This window comes from Streptomyces cyanogenus, from assembly GCF_017526105.1.
Taxonomy (GTDB): Bacteria; Actinomycetota; Actinomycetes; order Streptomycetales; family Streptomycetaceae; genus Streptomyces; species Streptomyces cyanogenus.
The window spans coordinates 666,561-681,467 of record NZ_CP071839.1 but is presented as its reverse complement, the minus strand read 5'-3'; the positions used below and the strand labels follow the sequence as shown (position 1 = coordinate 681,467).

Sequence of the window (14,907 nt, the reverse complement as noted above, 5' to 3'; positions counted from 1 at the left end):
TGCCCTGGATCGCTGTCCCGACTCCGATACCACCGTGCCTCCGGCCGTTCCGCCGGCTGGGTACGGCAGGCAGACGAACGCGTGGGGACCAGCATGCCCCCACTGGGAGGCGGAGTAACCGGCTGGCGCACACCTACACGTCGAACGCCTTCACCAGGGCAGGAACGCGTGGATGTCCTTGCCCCGCTCGTGCACGACGACGCTGACCTGGGTGCACAGCGTGTGCACCAGGTGCCAGCCGATGCCGCCCCCGCCGGTGCGCGGGTGGAACGGCCGCGGCTCCGGTTTCGTCGTGCTCGTGTCCCGCATCGTGACGTGCACCCCGTCGAACGTGCGGCGCATCCGCAGGTCGAACGGCCCGGGTGCGTACTGGATCGCGTTCGCGGCCAGTTCGGTGACGACCAGCAGGATGTCGTCCCAGTACTCGTGCGCGCCCGGCGGTGCCTCGCGGGCGAGCGCGCGGAGGTACTCCTCCGCCGCGAGCCGCGCACCCGTGACGTTGCGCAGCTCGCCCGGGAAGGAGAACGTACGCTCGTACTTCTCCTCCGAGGGTGGAGTGTCGTCCCAGCGCGGCTCCGTCACCATCTCGCATTCCCCGGTCCCTGCCGCAGGGGCCGGGTTCGGTCCCTGCGACCAGGACGGTCGTCGTTGCTGATCTCTCGCTGCGCTGCGGGTTCCCCCAGCCGCGCAGGCTATCCGTCTCGCCTCGATCCGGCCTTCCCCACGGTGCGCCTCCTCAGCGGAAGACATCGTCCGGTTCGTCCCACTCGGCCGGCTCCGGCGGACCCGGCCGCGACCGGGAGCGCGCCTGGTACATCGCCTCGATCTCGGCCGCGTAGTGCCGTACGACGGCGTCCCGGCGCAGTTTCAGGGACGGGGTGAGCAGGCCGTTGTCCGGTGCGAACGGTTCCGGCAGGACGCGGTAGACCCTGATGGACTCCGCGCGGGACACCGCACTGTTGGCGGAGGCCACGGCCCGCGCGAGCTCGTCCCGCAGCGCGTTCTCCTCGCGGGTCTCCCGGCTCTCGCCCTGGAGCGCCAGCGCGGCCCGCCAGTGCGCGAGGAACTCCGGGTCAAGGGTGATCAGCGCGCCCACGCACGGCCGGCCGTCACCGATCACCACGGCCTGGTGGACCAGGGGATGCATACGCAGCCGCTGCTCCAGCAGGGCCGGCGCCACGCTCTTGCCGCCGCTGGTGACGATGACGTCCTTCTTGCGCCCGGTGATCGTCAGATAGCCCTCGCCGTCCAGCCGCCCGATGTCCCCGGTGGCCAGCCAGCCGCCGCGCAGCGCGACCCGGGTCGCCTGCTCGTCGCTGATGTAGCCCTGGAACACCGACGGCCCGCGCACCAGGATCTCCCCGTCGTCGGCCACCCGGATCTCGGTGCCCGGCAGCGGCCGCCCCACGGTCCCGGACTTCTCCCGGCCCAGCGGCTGCATGGTGATCCCGCCGGAGGACTCCGTGAGTCCGTAGCCGTCGTGCACGAAGACGCCGATGCCCTCGAAGAACAGGCACAGTTCGCGGTCGAGTGCGGAACCGCCGGAGGTGCCGCGCACCACCCGGCCGCCGAGCGCGGCCCGCAGTCTGCGGTACACGGTCCGCTCGTACAGCGCGTGCTGCAGCCGCAGCTCCAGACCGGGACCCGGTCCGGTGCCCAGCCGGCGGCGCTCCTCGGCCGTGGCGAACTCCCGCGCGGTCTGCGCGGCCCGCTCGAACAGGGCGCCACGGCCCGTCTCCTGGGCGGTGCGCAGGAAGGTCTTGTAGAGCTTCTCGAAGACCGACGGCACGCCGTACAGGTACGTCGGCCGGAACGTGGTCAGGGCCGAGGTGAACGCCGTACCGGTCGGCTCCGGCTCGTGCGCCATCAGCACCCCGCCGCGCACGCACATCACCATGATCATGATGCCGTAGACGTGCGAGAGCGGCAGGAAGGCCAGCACGGACGGCTGCTCTCCCGGAGGGGCGGCCGTGTGTGCCCAGCCGGCCAGCAGGGTGTCGCACGGGTAGGCCAGGTTGCGGTGGCTGAGCGCGCAGCCCATCGGACGGCCCGAGGTGCCGGAGGTGTAGACGATGGCCGCCGTGGAGTCCGGCAGCACGATCCGGCGCAGCGACTCCACGGTGGTGTACGGCACGATCGCGCCCCGCTCCGCGAGATCGGCCAGGGCCCCCGCGTCCAGCTGCCAGACGTGCCGCAGCCGCGGCAGCCGGGTGCACACCGTGCCGACGGTCATGACGCCCTGCTCGTCGTCCGCGACCACGGCCACACAGCCGGCGTCCCGCAGGATCCACTCGACCTGGTCGCGCGCGGAAGCCGGATGGATCGGCACCACCTCGGCGCCCACGGCCCACAGCGCGTGCGCGAGCACCGTCCACTCGTAGCGGGTGCGGGCCATCAGGGCCACCCGGTGGCCGGGCGAGATCCCGGCGGCGATCAGGCCCTTGGCCAGGTCCACCACCTCGTCCCGCAGCTCGACCGCCGTCACCTCCTCCCACCCGGTCCCGGGCGGACCGGCGCGGCGCGCCAGCACCGGCAGCGTCGGATCGAGGTCCGCCCGGTCGAAGACGCTGTCGGCGAGGCCGCCGGTGAGCGGCGGGGTAACGGCTGGAGCGAGGGCGACGTCCCGCATGCGCTGCTCCTGGAGTACGGAGGGTCACTCCGCCGAACGGCTCGGTGTCGGCGGTGCTCGAATGTAGCCCAGGCAAGCGCGTTCGGTGACGGGAACGAGGAATCGTGATCGGCTGATGATGTGGGCGTCTCCTGGGGACTCGGGAGGCATGAGCCATGTGAACCCTGATCCGGAGCCCGAACGCACCACCGGGCTGGAGCCCGGTGGCGGTGTCCCGCCCGGCGAGACGCCGCCCGCCGAGAGCAGCATGCCCGAGGCCGGGCCCCGGGAGACGCACAACCCGACCAAGGGCTGGGCGAAGGCCCCGCTGACGCTGATCCTGGTCCTGGTGGCCCTGATCGCTGCGTTCTTCCTGGTCTACGCCCTGATCCTGCTCATCTGAGGAGCCGGACCCGGAACGTTCAGCCCTGGGTGCGCCGCGCGCACTCGGTGACGACGTCCCGCAGGCTGCCGGTGCGCTCGAGCAGCCCGCGCTGCTCGCGCGCGCCGTTGCCCGTCCGCAGCAGTTCCCCGACGGCCCGCTCGGCCCGCTCCGCGTCGCCGCTGGCGGTGAGCGCGTCCCCGGTGTACTCCAGCAAGGCGCGCAGCACCAGCGGGGCGGGCCGGGGCCGCAGGGTGACCGGGTCGAGGAGGTCCTCCTCCAGGCCGTACCGCGCGGCCTGCCAGTCGGCCAGCCGCAGCAGGCTCACCCCGGGGTCGGGCGCGCGCAGGCCAGCCCGCCATTCCTGCGCGGTCGTCTCCACGAGGGCACGGACCAGCGTCGCGATCAGCACGGCGGTCTCCGCGCCCAGGCACACGTCCGCCACCCGGACCTCCACCGTCGGGTAGCGGGCCGACAGCCGCGCGTCGAAGTAGGCCATGCCCTCGTCCAGGATGACCCCGGTGGCCACCATGTCGGCCACGCGCCGGTGGTACTCCTCGGCGGACCCGAACGGCTCGGTCGGCCCGGCCGACGGCCAGCGGTTCCACACCCGGCTGCGGTAGCTGGCGTACCCGGTGTTCCGGCCCTGCCAGAACGGGGAGTTCGCACTCATCGCCCGCAGCACCGGCAGCCACGGGCGGAGCCGGTCGAGGACCGCGACACCCTCCTCGTCGGACTCCACCGAAACATGCACATGACAGCCGCAGACCAGCTGCTCCCAGGTGGGGATCCCGAACCGCTCGGCCAGCCACTGGTACCGCTCGTTCACGCTCAGGGAGGGGCTGACCGGCAGCGGGGAGGCGGCCAGCGCGGCGACCCCGCAGCCGATCTGGCCGGCGTGCCGGGCCGCCTCCTTCCGGCAGCGGACGATCTCGTCGCCGAGGGCCGCCATGTCCGACTGTGGATGCGTGGCGAACTCCAGCATCTGCCCGAACAGTTCCTTCTCGAACACGTCCTGTTCGGGATCGTCCTGGGCGGCACGGGCGAGCACAGCCGCCGCCAGGGCCTTCGGGTCTCCGCTGTCCGGATCGACCAGAAGGAGTTCCTCCTCCACTCCGACGGTGCGCACCTGGTGCCGCCCTTCTGTCCGTGCCGCGCGGGGCAGTCGTGGGTCTGTACGATCCCCGACTGCCCTCCGGACGGCCGCCGACACCTGCGGGTTCTCAGCGCACCGGCACCATCCAGACCGTGGCGAGCGGCGGAAGGGTCAGCCTGAGCAAGCCGTCCTCCGGCGCGACCGGCCCGCCGGCGCCGACGCCGCTGCCGCCGTAGCGCACGTCGTCGGTGTTCAGCGCCTCCTGCCAGCGGGGGATCCCGTCCGGGACCCACAGGCGGTAGTCCTGCCGGACGACGGGGGAGAAGTTCGACACGGCCAGCAGCGGGCCGCCGTCGGCGGCGAACCGCAGGAACGCCAGGACGTTGTCGTCCGCCGCGTCGCACAGCACCCAGCGGAAGCCGCCCGGATCGGTGTCCCGCTGCCACAGCGCCGGCGTCGCCCGGTACACCGTGTTCAGATCCCGCACGAGGTCCCGCACACCCCGGTGGTCGCCCGCCGAGTGGTAGTCGTCGCCGAGCAGCCACCACTCCGGGCCGTGCTCATGGGACCACTCCGCGCCCTGCGCGAACTCCTGCCCCATGAACAACAGCTGCTTGCCCGGGTGCGCCCACATGAAGCCGAGGTACGCCCGGTGGTTGGCGCGGCGTTGCCACCAGTCGCCGGGCATCTTCGACACCAGCGCCTGCTTGCCGTGCACCACCTCGTCGTGGGAGATGGGCAGGACGTAGTTCTCGCTGTAGGCGTACACCATCGAGAAGGTCATCTCGTTGTGGTGGTACTTGCGGTGCACCGGCTCCTTCTGGATGTACTCCAGCGAGTCGTGCATCCAGCCCATGTTCCACTTCAGCCCGAACCCCAGCCCGCCGCTGTCCGTCGGCCGGGTCACCCCGTCCCACGCCGTGGACTCCTCGGCGATGGTCACCACGCCGGGGCAGCGCCGGTACACGGTGGCGTTCATCTCCTGCAGGAAGGCCACCGCGTCCAGGTCCTCCCGGCCGCCGAACACGTTCGGCTCCCACTGCCCGGAGTCCCGCGAGTAGTCCAGGTAGAGCATGGAGGCGACGGCGTCCACCCGCAGCCCGTCGATGTGGAACTCCTCGCACCAGTACACCGCGTTGGCGACGAGGAAGTTGCGCACCTCGGTGCGGCCGTAGTCGAACGTGTACGTCCCCCAGTCCGGATGCTCCGCCCGCAGGGCGTTCCCGGGCTCGTACAGCGGGTCCCCGTCGAACCGGGCCAGCGCCCAGTCGTCCTTCGGGAAGTGCGCCGGCACCCAGTCCATGATCACCCCGAGGCCGGCCCGGTGACAGGCGTCCACGAAGTACCGGAAGTCGTCCGGGGACCCCAGCCGGGGCGTCGGCGCGTAGTACGAGGTGACCTGGTACCCCCACGAGCCGCTGAACGGGTACCCGGCCACCGGCATCAGCTCCACGTGTGTGAAGCCCATCCCCTTGACGTACGGTGGGAGTTCCTCGGCCAGCTGCCGATACGTCAGCCCCGGACGCCACGACGGCAGATGCACCTCGTACACCGAGAACGGCGCCTCGTGCACGGGGGTGTCACCGCGGTGCGCCATCCACTGCGCGTCGCCCCACTCGTAGTGCGAGGACGTCACGACCGACGCCGTGTCCGGCGGGACCTCCGTGCCCCGCGCCATCGGGTCGGCCTTCAGGAACCGGTGGCCGTACCGCGAGGTGATCTCGAACTTGTACCGGGTGCCCTCGCCGATCCCGGGCAGGAACAGCTCCCACACCCCGGACGCGCCGAGCGACCGCATCGGGTACTGCGTGCCGTCCCAGAACGTGAAGTCCCCGGCCACCCGCACCCCTTGGGCGTTGGGCGCCCACACGGTGAAGCGGGTGCCGGCCACGCCCTGGTGGACCATCGGCTCGGCCCCGAGCGCCCGCCACAGCTGCTCGTGCCGGCCCTCCCGGATCAGGTGCAGGTCCAGCTCGCCGAGGGCGGGCAGGAAGCGGTACGGATCGTGCACCTCCTGCTCGCCGTCGTCGTACGCCACCAGCAGGGTGTACGCCGGGACCCGGGCGCAGGGCAGTACGGCGGCGAACAGACCGTCGCCCTCCGACCGCAGCGCGGTGCGCTCGCCGTCGATCACGACGCTCACCGCCCGGGCGTTCGGGCGCAGCGCCCGGAACAGCGTGCCGCCCGGCACCGGGTGGGCGCCCAGCAGGGCGTGCGGATCGTGGTGCGCGCCGGCCAGCAGCCGGCCGCGGTCGGCCGGGTCCAGTCCGGTGACCCCGGGCGGCCTCGGGCCCGCGGCCTCGGGACGCGTGGTGCGCAGTGCCATGAGTCAGCCTCCCCACACGGCGAGACGCTTGATCGCCGCCATCGGTACCGGCAGCCAGTCGGGCCGGTGTCTCGCCTCGTACAGCACCTCGTAGACCGCCCTGTCCGTCTCGTGCGCGCGCAGCAGCGCGTGCTTCTTGCGTGGGTCCCAGCCGGCGCGGGCCGCGTAGCCCGCGCAGAACGCCTCCCGGCAGCGGCGCGCCCACTCGGGTCGCCAGGGGCGGCGCTGCCGGGCCGCGTAGTCGAAGGAGCGCAGCATCCCGGCGACGTCCCGCACCGGGGACTGGGGAGCGCGCCGCTCGGCGAGCGGACGGGACGGCTCGCCCTCGAAGTCGATGACGAACCAGTCACGGCCGGCCCGCAGCACCTGTCCCAGGTGCAGGTCGCCGTGGATGCGCTGGGCCGGAGGTCCGGTGTCGCACGTGGCCAGCGCCCCGAACGCGGCCCGCAGACCGGGTACGTAGGGCAGCAGTCCGGGCACGGCGTGCGCGGCGGCGTCCAGGCGCGCGCGCATCGCCTCGGCCGTACGGCCGTTCTCGCCCGGCCCGGCCGGCGGGAACGCCTCGGCCAGCGCCAGGTGCACCTCGGCCATGGCCCGGCCCAGCGCGCGGGCCTCGGTGGTGAAGTCGTCGCCCGCGGCGAGCGCGCGCAACGCCAGCGTCCAGCCGTCGGTGGCGTCCGGCAGGAACGGCTGCAGCACACCGAGGGTGGCGGGGCGGGAGCCGGTCGTGGTGAACCAGGCCACCGGCGCGGGCACCCGGGTGCAGCCCTGCGCGGCCAGCGCCGCCGGCACCTCCAGGTCCGGGTTGACGCCCGGCTGGATCCGGCGGAACAGCTTCAGGATGTACGCGTCGCCGTACACGATCGACGAGTTGGACTGCTCGGCGTCCAGCAGCCGCGGCGGCAGTCCGCCCGGCACCCGGGCCGTCGGGGCCGCCTCGAACCGCAGCGGACCTGCCGTGCCGGGCTGCCGCAGCCGCTCCAGCAGCAGGTGCGCGGAGCGCGGGTCGTGCAGGGCGTCGTACACCGCGAGCCCGGCCATCGGGCCGTCCTGGGCGCGCCCGATGAACGCCTGCTCCAGCCGCGGGGCGAGGTGCGGGCGCAGGCCCAGCAGCAGCTGGTAGCAGTCCCCGGGCGGGGGAGTGCCGCCGGGGGTGGGCACCGGCACGTGCGAGGCGTGCACCAGCAGGTGCAGGCACCCTGGGAACAGCTCGGTCACGGACAGCACCGTCAGATCGGTGACGGGCCGGTCCTTGCCCGCGAACCAGCGTTGCCTAGGCAACCACTCGCGCAGCAGCGCGCCGAGCGAGACCAGGGGGCCGTCTGTGCCGACGGCGGTCCTCGGTCGGGCAGTGATGGTCTTCGGCATGGTGACGCGTCCTTTCCTCGGTGCCGTCGGATCAGCGGCGGCGGCCGATGCGGGATGCGACTCGGGTGAGCCGGAACCAGTAGAAGCCGTGGCCTTGCAGGGTGAGCAGGTAGGGCAGTTCACCGATCGCGGGGAAGCGCACACCGCCGATCAGCTCGACCGGGTGCCGTCCGTCGTAGGCCCGCAGGTCGAGTTCGGTGGGCTGGGCGAAGCGGGAGAAGTTGTTCACGCACAGCACGAGGTCGTCGCCGTACTCGCGCAGGAAGGCCAGGACCGCGGGGTTGGAGGACTGCAGTTCCGTGAACGAGCCGAGACCGAAAGCGGGGTTCTGCTTGCGGATCTCGATCATGCGGCGGGTCCAGTGCAGCAGACTGGACGGTGAGGACATGGAGGCTTCCACGTTGGTGACCTGGTAGCCGTAGACCGGGTCCATGATCGTGGGCAGGTACAGGCGTCCCGGGTCGCACGTCGAGAAGCCGGCGTTGCGGTCGGGGGTCCACTGCATGGGGGTGCGCACGGCGTCGCGGTCGCCGAGCCAGATGTTGTCGCCCATGCCGATCTCGTCGCCGTAGTACAGGATCGGTGAGCCGGGCAGGGACAGCAGCAGGGCGGTGAACAGCTCGATCTGGTTGCGGTCGTTGTCGAGCAGGGGGGCGAGCCGCCGCCGGATGCCGATGTTGGCGCGCATCCGCGGGTCCTTGGCGTACTCGGCCCACATGTAGTCGCGTTCCTCGTCGGTGACCATTTCGAGGGTCAGCTCGTCGTGGTTGCGCAGGAAGATGCCCCACTGGCAGCCGGACGGGATCGCGGGGGTCTTGGCGAGGATCTCGGAGACCGGGTAGCGCGATTCGCGCCGCACGGCCATGAAGATGCGCGGCATGACCGGGAAGTGGAACGCCATGTGGCACTCGTCGCCGCCGGCCCGGAAGTCGCCGAAGTAGTCGACGACGTCCTCCGGCCACTGGTTCGCCTCCGCCAGCAGCACGGTGTCCGGGTACATCGCGTCGATCTCGCGGCGGACCCGCTTCAGGAAGGCGTGCGTGGCGGGCAGGTTCTCGCAGTTGGTGCCCTCCTCGGCGTAGAGGTAGGGGACAGCGTCCAGGCGGTAGCCGTCGATGCCCAGGTCCAGCCAGAACCGCAGGGCGGCCAGGATCTCCTCCTGGACGGCCGGGTTCTCGTAGTTGAGGTCCGGCTGGTGCGAGAAGAAGCGGTGCCAGTAGTACTGGCCGCGGACCGGGTCGAAGGTCCAGTTGGAGGACTCGGTGTCGACGAAGATGATCCGCGCGTCCTCGTACTGCTTGTCGTCGTCGGCCCACATGTAGTAGTCCCCGTACGGCCCGTCGGGGTTCTTGCGGGACTCCTGGAACCAGGGGTGCTGGTCGCTGGTGTGGTTCACGACGAAGTCGATGATCACCCGCATGCCGCGCTGGTGGGCGGCGTCCACGAACTCCACGAAGTCGGCGAGGTCACCGAACTCCGGGAGCACCGCGGTGTAGTCGGAGACGTCGTAACCGCCGTCCCTGAGCGGCGACTGGAAGAAGGGGGGCAGCCACAGGCAGTCCACGCCGAGCCACTGCAGGTAGTCGAGCTTGGCGGTCAGGCCCTTCAGGTCGCCGATGCCGTCGCCGTTGCTGTCGTGGAAGGAGCGGACGAGGACCTCGTAGAAGACGGCGCGTTTGAACCACTCCGGGTCCCGGTCCTTGGCGGGAGTGTCCTCGAAGGTGTCCGGTACGGGGTCGTTGACGGTCATGACGCTGCGGGCCCTCCGATCTGGGGCGTCGATCGCCCGACGTGGAGCACGTGCGCCGGTGTCCGCCCGGGCGTCAGACGCACGTAGTTGGTCCTGCCCCAGTGGTACGTCTCGCCCGTCAGTTCGTCGTGCACGGACAGGGCGGCGTGCCGGTCCAGGCCGAGTTGCGGCATGTCCAACGAGACCGTTGCCTCCTGGGTGTGGTGCGGGTCGAGGTTGACGACCACGACGACCGTGTCCGAACCGGTGCTCTTGCTGTAGGCGAGCACGGCATCGTTGTCGGTCGGATGAAAACGGAGGTTCCGCAGGCGCTGTAGCGCCGGGTGTTGCCGTCGGATGGTGTTGAGCCGGGTGATGAGCGGTGCGATGGTGCGTCCCTCGCGCTCGGCGGCCGCCCAGTCGCGTGGCCTGAGCTGGTACTTCTCCGAGTCCAGGTACTCCTCACCGCCCTGTCGCAGCGGTGTGTTCTCGCACAGCTCGTAACCGGAGTAGATGCCCCACGTGGGGGAGAGGGTGGCGGCGAGCACGGCCCGCACCTCGAACGCGGGCCGCCCGCCGTGCTGGAGGTATTCGTGCAGGATGTCGGGGGTGTTGGCGAAGAAGTTCGGCCGCATGTAGGCCGCCGCCTCACCCGACAGCTCCGTCAGGTACTCGGTCAGCTCCTGCTTGCTGTTGCGCCAGGTGAAGTACGTGTACGACTGCTGGAAACCGATCTGCGCCAGCGTGTGCATCATCGCCGGCCGGGTGAACGCCTCCGCCAGGAAGATCACGTCGGGGTCCTTGCGGTTGACCTCCGCGATGACCCGCTCCCAGAACACCACCGGCTTGGTGTGCGGATTGTCCACCCGGAAGATGCGGACGCCATGGCTCATCCAGTGGCGCAGGATCCGCACGGTCTCCGCGACCAGTCCGTCCATGTCGGCGTCGAAGGCGATGGAGTAGATGTCCTGGTACTTCTTCGGCGGGTTCTCGGCGTACGCGATGCTGCCGTCGGGGCGGTGGCGGAACCACTCGGGGTGCTTGTGCACCCAGGGATGGTCCGGTGAGCACTGCAACGCGAAGTCCAGCGCGATCTCCAGCCCCAGCCTGTCCGCCTCGGCGACGAAGAAGTCGAAGTCCTCGATGGTGCCCAGGCCGGGGTGGACGGCGTCGTGGCCGCCCTCGGGGGAGCCGATCGCCCAGGGCACGCCGACGTCGTCCGGGCCGGCGGTGAGGGTGTTGTTGGGGCCCTTGCGGAAGGTCGTGCCGATGGGATGGACCGGCGGCAGGTAGACCACGTCGAAGCCCATGTCCGCGATCGGCTTCAGCCGGCGCGCGGCCGTGCGGAAGGTGCCGTGCGGCTGCTCGGCGGTGCCCTCCGAACGCGGGAAGAACTCGTACCACGAGCCGTACAGGGCGCGTTCACGCTCCACCAGCAGCGGCATCGGATCCGACGCGGTGACCAGCTCCCGCAACGGACAACGCGCCAGCACCGCCTCCACCTCAGGTGACAGGGCGGCCTTCAGCCGGTCGTGCACCGACAGGGAGTCGTCGCCGAGGGCGTGCGCGGCGGCCAGGACCAGTTCGCGCTCGGGGCCCTTGGGCACACCGGCGGCGGCCCGCTCGTACAACTCGGCGCCCTCTTCCAGGACCAGGCCGGTGTCGATCCCGGCCGGCACCTTCACGGAGGCGGTGTGCCGCCAGGTCGCCAGCGGATGGCTCCAGGCCTCCACCCGGAAGGTCCAGCGGCCCGTCGAGTCGGGGGTGACCTCGGCACCCCAGCGGTCGCTGCCCGGGGACAGTTCCCGCATCGGTGTCCAGGGGCCGCGGCGGCCCTTGGGATCGCGCAGGACCACGTTCGCGCCGACGGCGTCATGCCCTTCGCGGAACACGGTGGCCGTGACCTCGAAAGTCTCCCCGGCCACCGCTTTCGCCGGGCGCCTGCCGCACTCCACGGCCGGCCGGACGTCGCGTACCGGTACACGGCCGATGGCCGGGGTCCTGCGCATGTATCTCACCTCCGCCGTGCGCGAAGCCGGGCACCCGGCCCGGCTCCGCGATCCAGGAATCGGGCCGGTGTGCGCCGGACCCGAGAGGAACGCCTTGTACGGTGCCAGGTCAGGGGCTTGGCGCCGTGGAACGCCGCTCCGGTGGCGGCGCTCTTCTGGCCGCCCGACGCGGCTGCGGCCGTCCGTCCTGCTCGCGCAGGTAGGTGACCAGGTTCGTGCGGAGATAGCGCTCGGCGGCGTCCGCGGCCTCGCGGGCGCAGCGTTTGCCCATCAGCACGCACAGCGTGTAACCCGAGTCCTCGAAGGTGGCCCGGACCGTGCGGTCGTAGGGCGAGGCGAGCATGACGCGCTCCCACGCCCGGTAACGCCGCAACTGCCGGGCCACTTCGGCCTTGGCGGGTAGCAGCATGGCCCTCATTCACCTTCCACGCTCTCGACTGGGCGCGTTCCCGACGGTCGGGTGGTGTCCGCGCAGAGGAGGGCGCGGCACCGTTACGGCGATCGAGGCTTTCACTTATGGTGCACGCGCGACGACGCAGCGTCTTGTTGGATCTTCAACCAGTTGTGGTAGGGGTGGCTCCTGTTGCACGAATGGCGTAGTGCCCTCACCGTGGAGGTGACTCAGAAGCGATCAACGCTCACGCTAGGTGTCCGGGATCCCTCCCGGACGGGCGAGGGGAGCGAGAGCTTCGCCGGTGAGGAGCAAGCGACGATGAAGACCGCAGTGCCCTGCTACTACCACCTCGACGTGGAAGTCAGCCCGGAACGGGTGGGACAGGTCAGCCGCATCCTGGCCGCCCATCTCCGCTACTGGGACCTCGAGAACCTCGTGGACCCCGTCTGCCGCGGCGCCGAACTGCTGCTGCGGGCGATCGACGAGCACGCGACGGACAAGCACACCTCCATCGAGATGTGGTGGAACGGCCAGCACCTCATCACCGCCTTCGGCGACGACGACCCGGATCTGCGCCCCGACACGGACCTGCGGTCCTGTCTGGTGGACATCGCCGCCATGAGCGACGGATGGGGCTGCTGCGCCTCGGACACCGGCAGCAAGATCATCTGGTTCTCGCAGCGTGCCCGTGCCGGCCAGCGCGTCCCGCTGGTACCCATCGCCCCCGACCCCGCCCTGCGGGAGGGACTCAGGGTGCCGCGCGAGGAGGCCGTGGCCGTACTGGCCGCGCCGGCGCCCGCCGCCGAAGCCCTGGAGGGCCGCCGGTGACCGCCCGCAAGTCCCGCAAAGGGGTGCCCGTGTGGAGCGGGCACCCCTACCCGTTGGGTGCCGTGTTCGACGGGCAGGGCACCAACTTCGCCTTGTTCAGCGAGGTCGCCGAGCGCGTCGAGCTGATCCTGGCCGACGACGCCGGCACCCTGACCCCCGTCCGGCTGCACGAGGTCGACGGTTTCGTGTGGCACGCCTACCTGCCCGGCATCGGGCCCGGCCAGCGCTACGGCTACCGGGTGCACGGACCCTGGCAGCCGGCGCTCGGTCACCGCTGCAACCCGGCCAAGCTGCTGCTCGACCCCTACGCCCGGGCGGTGGACGGGCAGATCGACAATCACGCCTCCCTGTACGAGCGCGCCCCGGACGGGCCGGCCCCGGCGGACAGCGCCGGGCACTCCATGCTTGGCGTGGTCACCGATCCCTTCTTCGACTGGGGCGACGACCGCCCGCCGCGGACGTCGTACACGGACTCGGTCATCTACGAGGCCCATGTGCGCGGCCTGACCATGACCCACCCGGACGTCCCGGAGCGGCTGCGCGGCACCTACGCGGGCCTCGCGCACCCCGCCGTGATCGAGCACCTCACCTCGCTCGGCGTGACCGCCGTCGAGCTGATGCCGGTGCACCAGTTCGTCCAGGACGGCGTCCTCCAGGACCGCGGCCTGTCCAACTACTGGGGCTACAACACCATCGGCTTCTTCGCCCCGCACAACGCCTACGCCGCCTTCGGCACCCGCGGCCAGCAGGTCAACGAGTTCAAGGCCATGGTGAAGGCGCTGCACGCGGCCGGCCTCGAAGTGATCCTCGACGTCGTCTACAACCACACCGCCGAGGGCAACGAGCTGGGCCCCACCCTGTCCTTCCGGGGCATCGACAACGCCTCCTACTACCGCCTGGTCGACGGCGACTGGGCGCATTACTACGACACCACGGGCACCGGCAACTCCCTGCTGATGCGGCACCCTTACGTGCTCCAGCTGATCATGGACTCGCTGCGGTACTGGGTGACCGAGATGCACGTCGACGGCTTCCGCTTCGACCTCGCGGCCACCCTGGCCCGGCAGTTCCACGAGGTGGACCGGCTCTCGGCGTTCTTCGACCTGATCCAGCAGGACCCGGTGATCAGCCGGGTCAAGCTGATCGCCGAACCCTGGGACGTGGGGGAGGGCGGCTACCAGGTGGGCAACTTCCCGCCGCTGTGGTCGGAGTGGAACGGCAAGTACCGGGACGCCGTACGGGACTTCTGGCGGGGCGAGCCCGGCTCGCTCGGCGAGTTCGCCTCCCGGCTCACCGGCTCCTCCGACATCTACCAGCACAGCCGGCGCCGGCCCCGCGCGAGCGTCAACTTCGTCACCGCGCACGACGGGTTCACGCTGCGCGACCTCGTGTCGTACAACGACAAGCACAACGAGGCCAACGGCGAGGACAACCGGGACGGCGAGAGCCACAACCGGTCCTGGAACTGCGGGGCCGAGGGCGAGACCGACGACCCGGCCGTCCTCGAACTCCGCGCCCGCCAGCAGCGCAACCTGCTGGCCACGCTGCTGCTCTCGCAGGGCATCCCGATGCTGTGCCACGGCGACGAACTCGGCCGGACCCAGCGCGGCAACAACAACGCCTACTGCCAGGACAACGAGATCTCCTGGGTGGACTGGGACCTCACCGACGGGCAGCGCAGCCTCGCCGAGTTCACCCGGCACCTGATCGCGTTGCGCGCCGCGCACCCGGTGCTGCGCCGGAGGCGCTTCTTCCGCGGCGAGACCGTGACCAACGCCAAGCAGCCGCTGCCCGACCTGATGTGGCTCAGGCCCGACGCCCGCGAGATGACCGACCGGGACTGGCAGCGCGGCGACGCGCACTCGGTCGGTGTGTTCCTCAACGGCGACGCCATCGCCGAACGCGACCCCTACGGACGCCGCATGGTCGACGACTCCTTCCTGCTGCTCGTCAACGGCTACTGGGAGCCGGTCGTCTTCCGCCTGCCCGACGGCTCCTTCGGCGAACGCTGGACCACCCTGATCGACACCGCCGACCCCGACGGCATCCCCGACGAACGCGAACACAAGGCGGGGACCAGGCTCCGCACGGAGGCGCGGAGCCTGGTCCTGTTGTCACGTCCGTCGCGCGCCGGCGGCTGACCCGGAGGGCGGGACCGCGGACCGCC

At 71.2% G+C, this 14,907-nt stretch carries 11 protein-coding genes; 3 read left to right on the top strand and 8 right to left on the bottom strand.

The window, feature by feature from the left end:
• Positions 1-150: 150 nt before the first annotated feature.
• Entirely contained in the window at positions 151-585 is a 435-nt protein-coding gene (locus tag S1361_RS02985; RefSeq protein WP_208030285.1) for an ATP-binding protein, read from the bottom strand.
• A gap of 151 nt (positions 586-736) precedes the next feature.
• Complete coding sequence (locus tag S1361_RS02980; protein ID WP_208030284.1) at positions 737-2,629, bottom strand: AMP-dependent synthetase/ligase; 1,893 nt, start codon at positions 2,627-2,629, stop codon at positions 737-739.
• Positions 2,630-2,777: 148 nt separating this feature from the next.
• Here S1361_RS02980 and S1361_RS02975 point away from each other — a divergent pair, with 148 nt between their 5' ends.
• The gene (locus S1361_RS02975; RefSeq protein WP_208030283.1) at positions 2,778-3,011 is read left to right on the top strand and encodes a DUF6480 family protein; all 234 of its coding nucleotides are present in this window, start codon (positions 2,778-2,780) and stop codon (positions 3,009-3,011) included.
• A 19-nt stretch (positions 3,012-3,030) separates the two neighbouring features.
• Here S1361_RS02975 and S1361_RS02970 read toward each other — a convergent pair whose 3' ends face one another.
• The 6 genes from S1361_RS02970 to S1361_RS02945 all read right to left on the bottom strand — a co-directional run bounded on the left by S1361_RS02970 (position 3,031) and on the right by S1361_RS02945 (position 11,927).
• Positions 3,031-4,119: a glutamate--cysteine ligase 2 gene (locus S1361_RS02970; protein WP_208030282.1), complete on the bottom strand. Its 1,089-nt coding sequence runs from the start codon at positions 4,117-4,119 to the stop codon at positions 3,031-3,033.
• A gap of 94 nt (positions 4,120-4,213) precedes the next feature.
• On the bottom strand, positions 4,214-6,412 hold the full coding sequence (glgB, locus tag S1361_RS02965) for a 1,4-alpha-glucan branching enzyme (RefSeq protein WP_208030281.1): 2,199 nt from the start codon (positions 6,410-6,412) through the stop codon (positions 4,214-4,216).
• Positions 6,413-6,415: 3 nt separating this feature from the next.
• Complete coding sequence (locus tag S1361_RS02960) at positions 6,416-7,780, bottom strand: maltokinase N-terminal cap-like domain-containing protein (RefSeq protein ID WP_208030280.1); 1,365 nt, start codon at positions 7,778-7,780, stop codon at positions 6,416-6,418.
• A gap of 31 nt (positions 7,781-7,811) precedes the next feature.
• Complete coding sequence (gene treS, locus S1361_RS02955; RefSeq protein ID WP_208030279.1) at positions 7,812-9,530, bottom strand: maltose alpha-D-glucosyltransferase; 1,719 nt, start codon at positions 9,528-9,530, stop codon at positions 7,812-7,814.
• The gene (locus S1361_RS02950) at positions 9,527-11,518 is read right to left on the bottom strand and encodes an alpha-1,4-glucan--maltose-1-phosphate maltosyltransferase (protein ID WP_208030278.1); all 1,992 of its coding nucleotides are present in this window, start codon (positions 11,516-11,518) and stop codon (positions 9,527-9,529) included. The genes treS and S1361_RS02950 overlap by 4 nt, the downstream gene beginning before the upstream one ends.
• A 109-nt stretch (positions 11,519-11,627) precedes the next feature.
• Positions 11,628-11,927: a DUF5133 domain-containing protein gene (locus S1361_RS02945; protein WP_208030277.1), complete on the bottom strand. Its 300-nt coding sequence runs from the start codon at positions 11,925-11,927 to the stop codon at positions 11,628-11,630.
• A gap of 303 nt (positions 11,928-12,230) precedes the next feature.
• On the opposite strand from S1361_RS02945, the gene S1361_RS02940 reads away from it, so the two are divergent.
• Together S1361_RS02940 and glgX are read left to right on the top strand one after the other, a co-directional pair.
• Positions 12,231-12,740 (top strand): pep a2, encoded by a 510-nt coding sequence (locus tag S1361_RS02940; RefSeq protein ID WP_208030276.1) that lies wholly within the window; start codon positions 12,231-12,233, stop codon positions 12,738-12,740.
• Entirely contained in the window at positions 12,737-14,881 is a 2,145-nt protein-coding gene (glgX, locus tag S1361_RS02935) for a glycogen debranching protein GlgX (RefSeq protein ID WP_208030275.1), read from the top strand. Before S1361_RS02940 ends, glgX begins: the two co-directional genes overlap by 4 nt.
• The last annotated feature ends 26 nt before the right edge of the window (positions 14,882-14,907 follow it).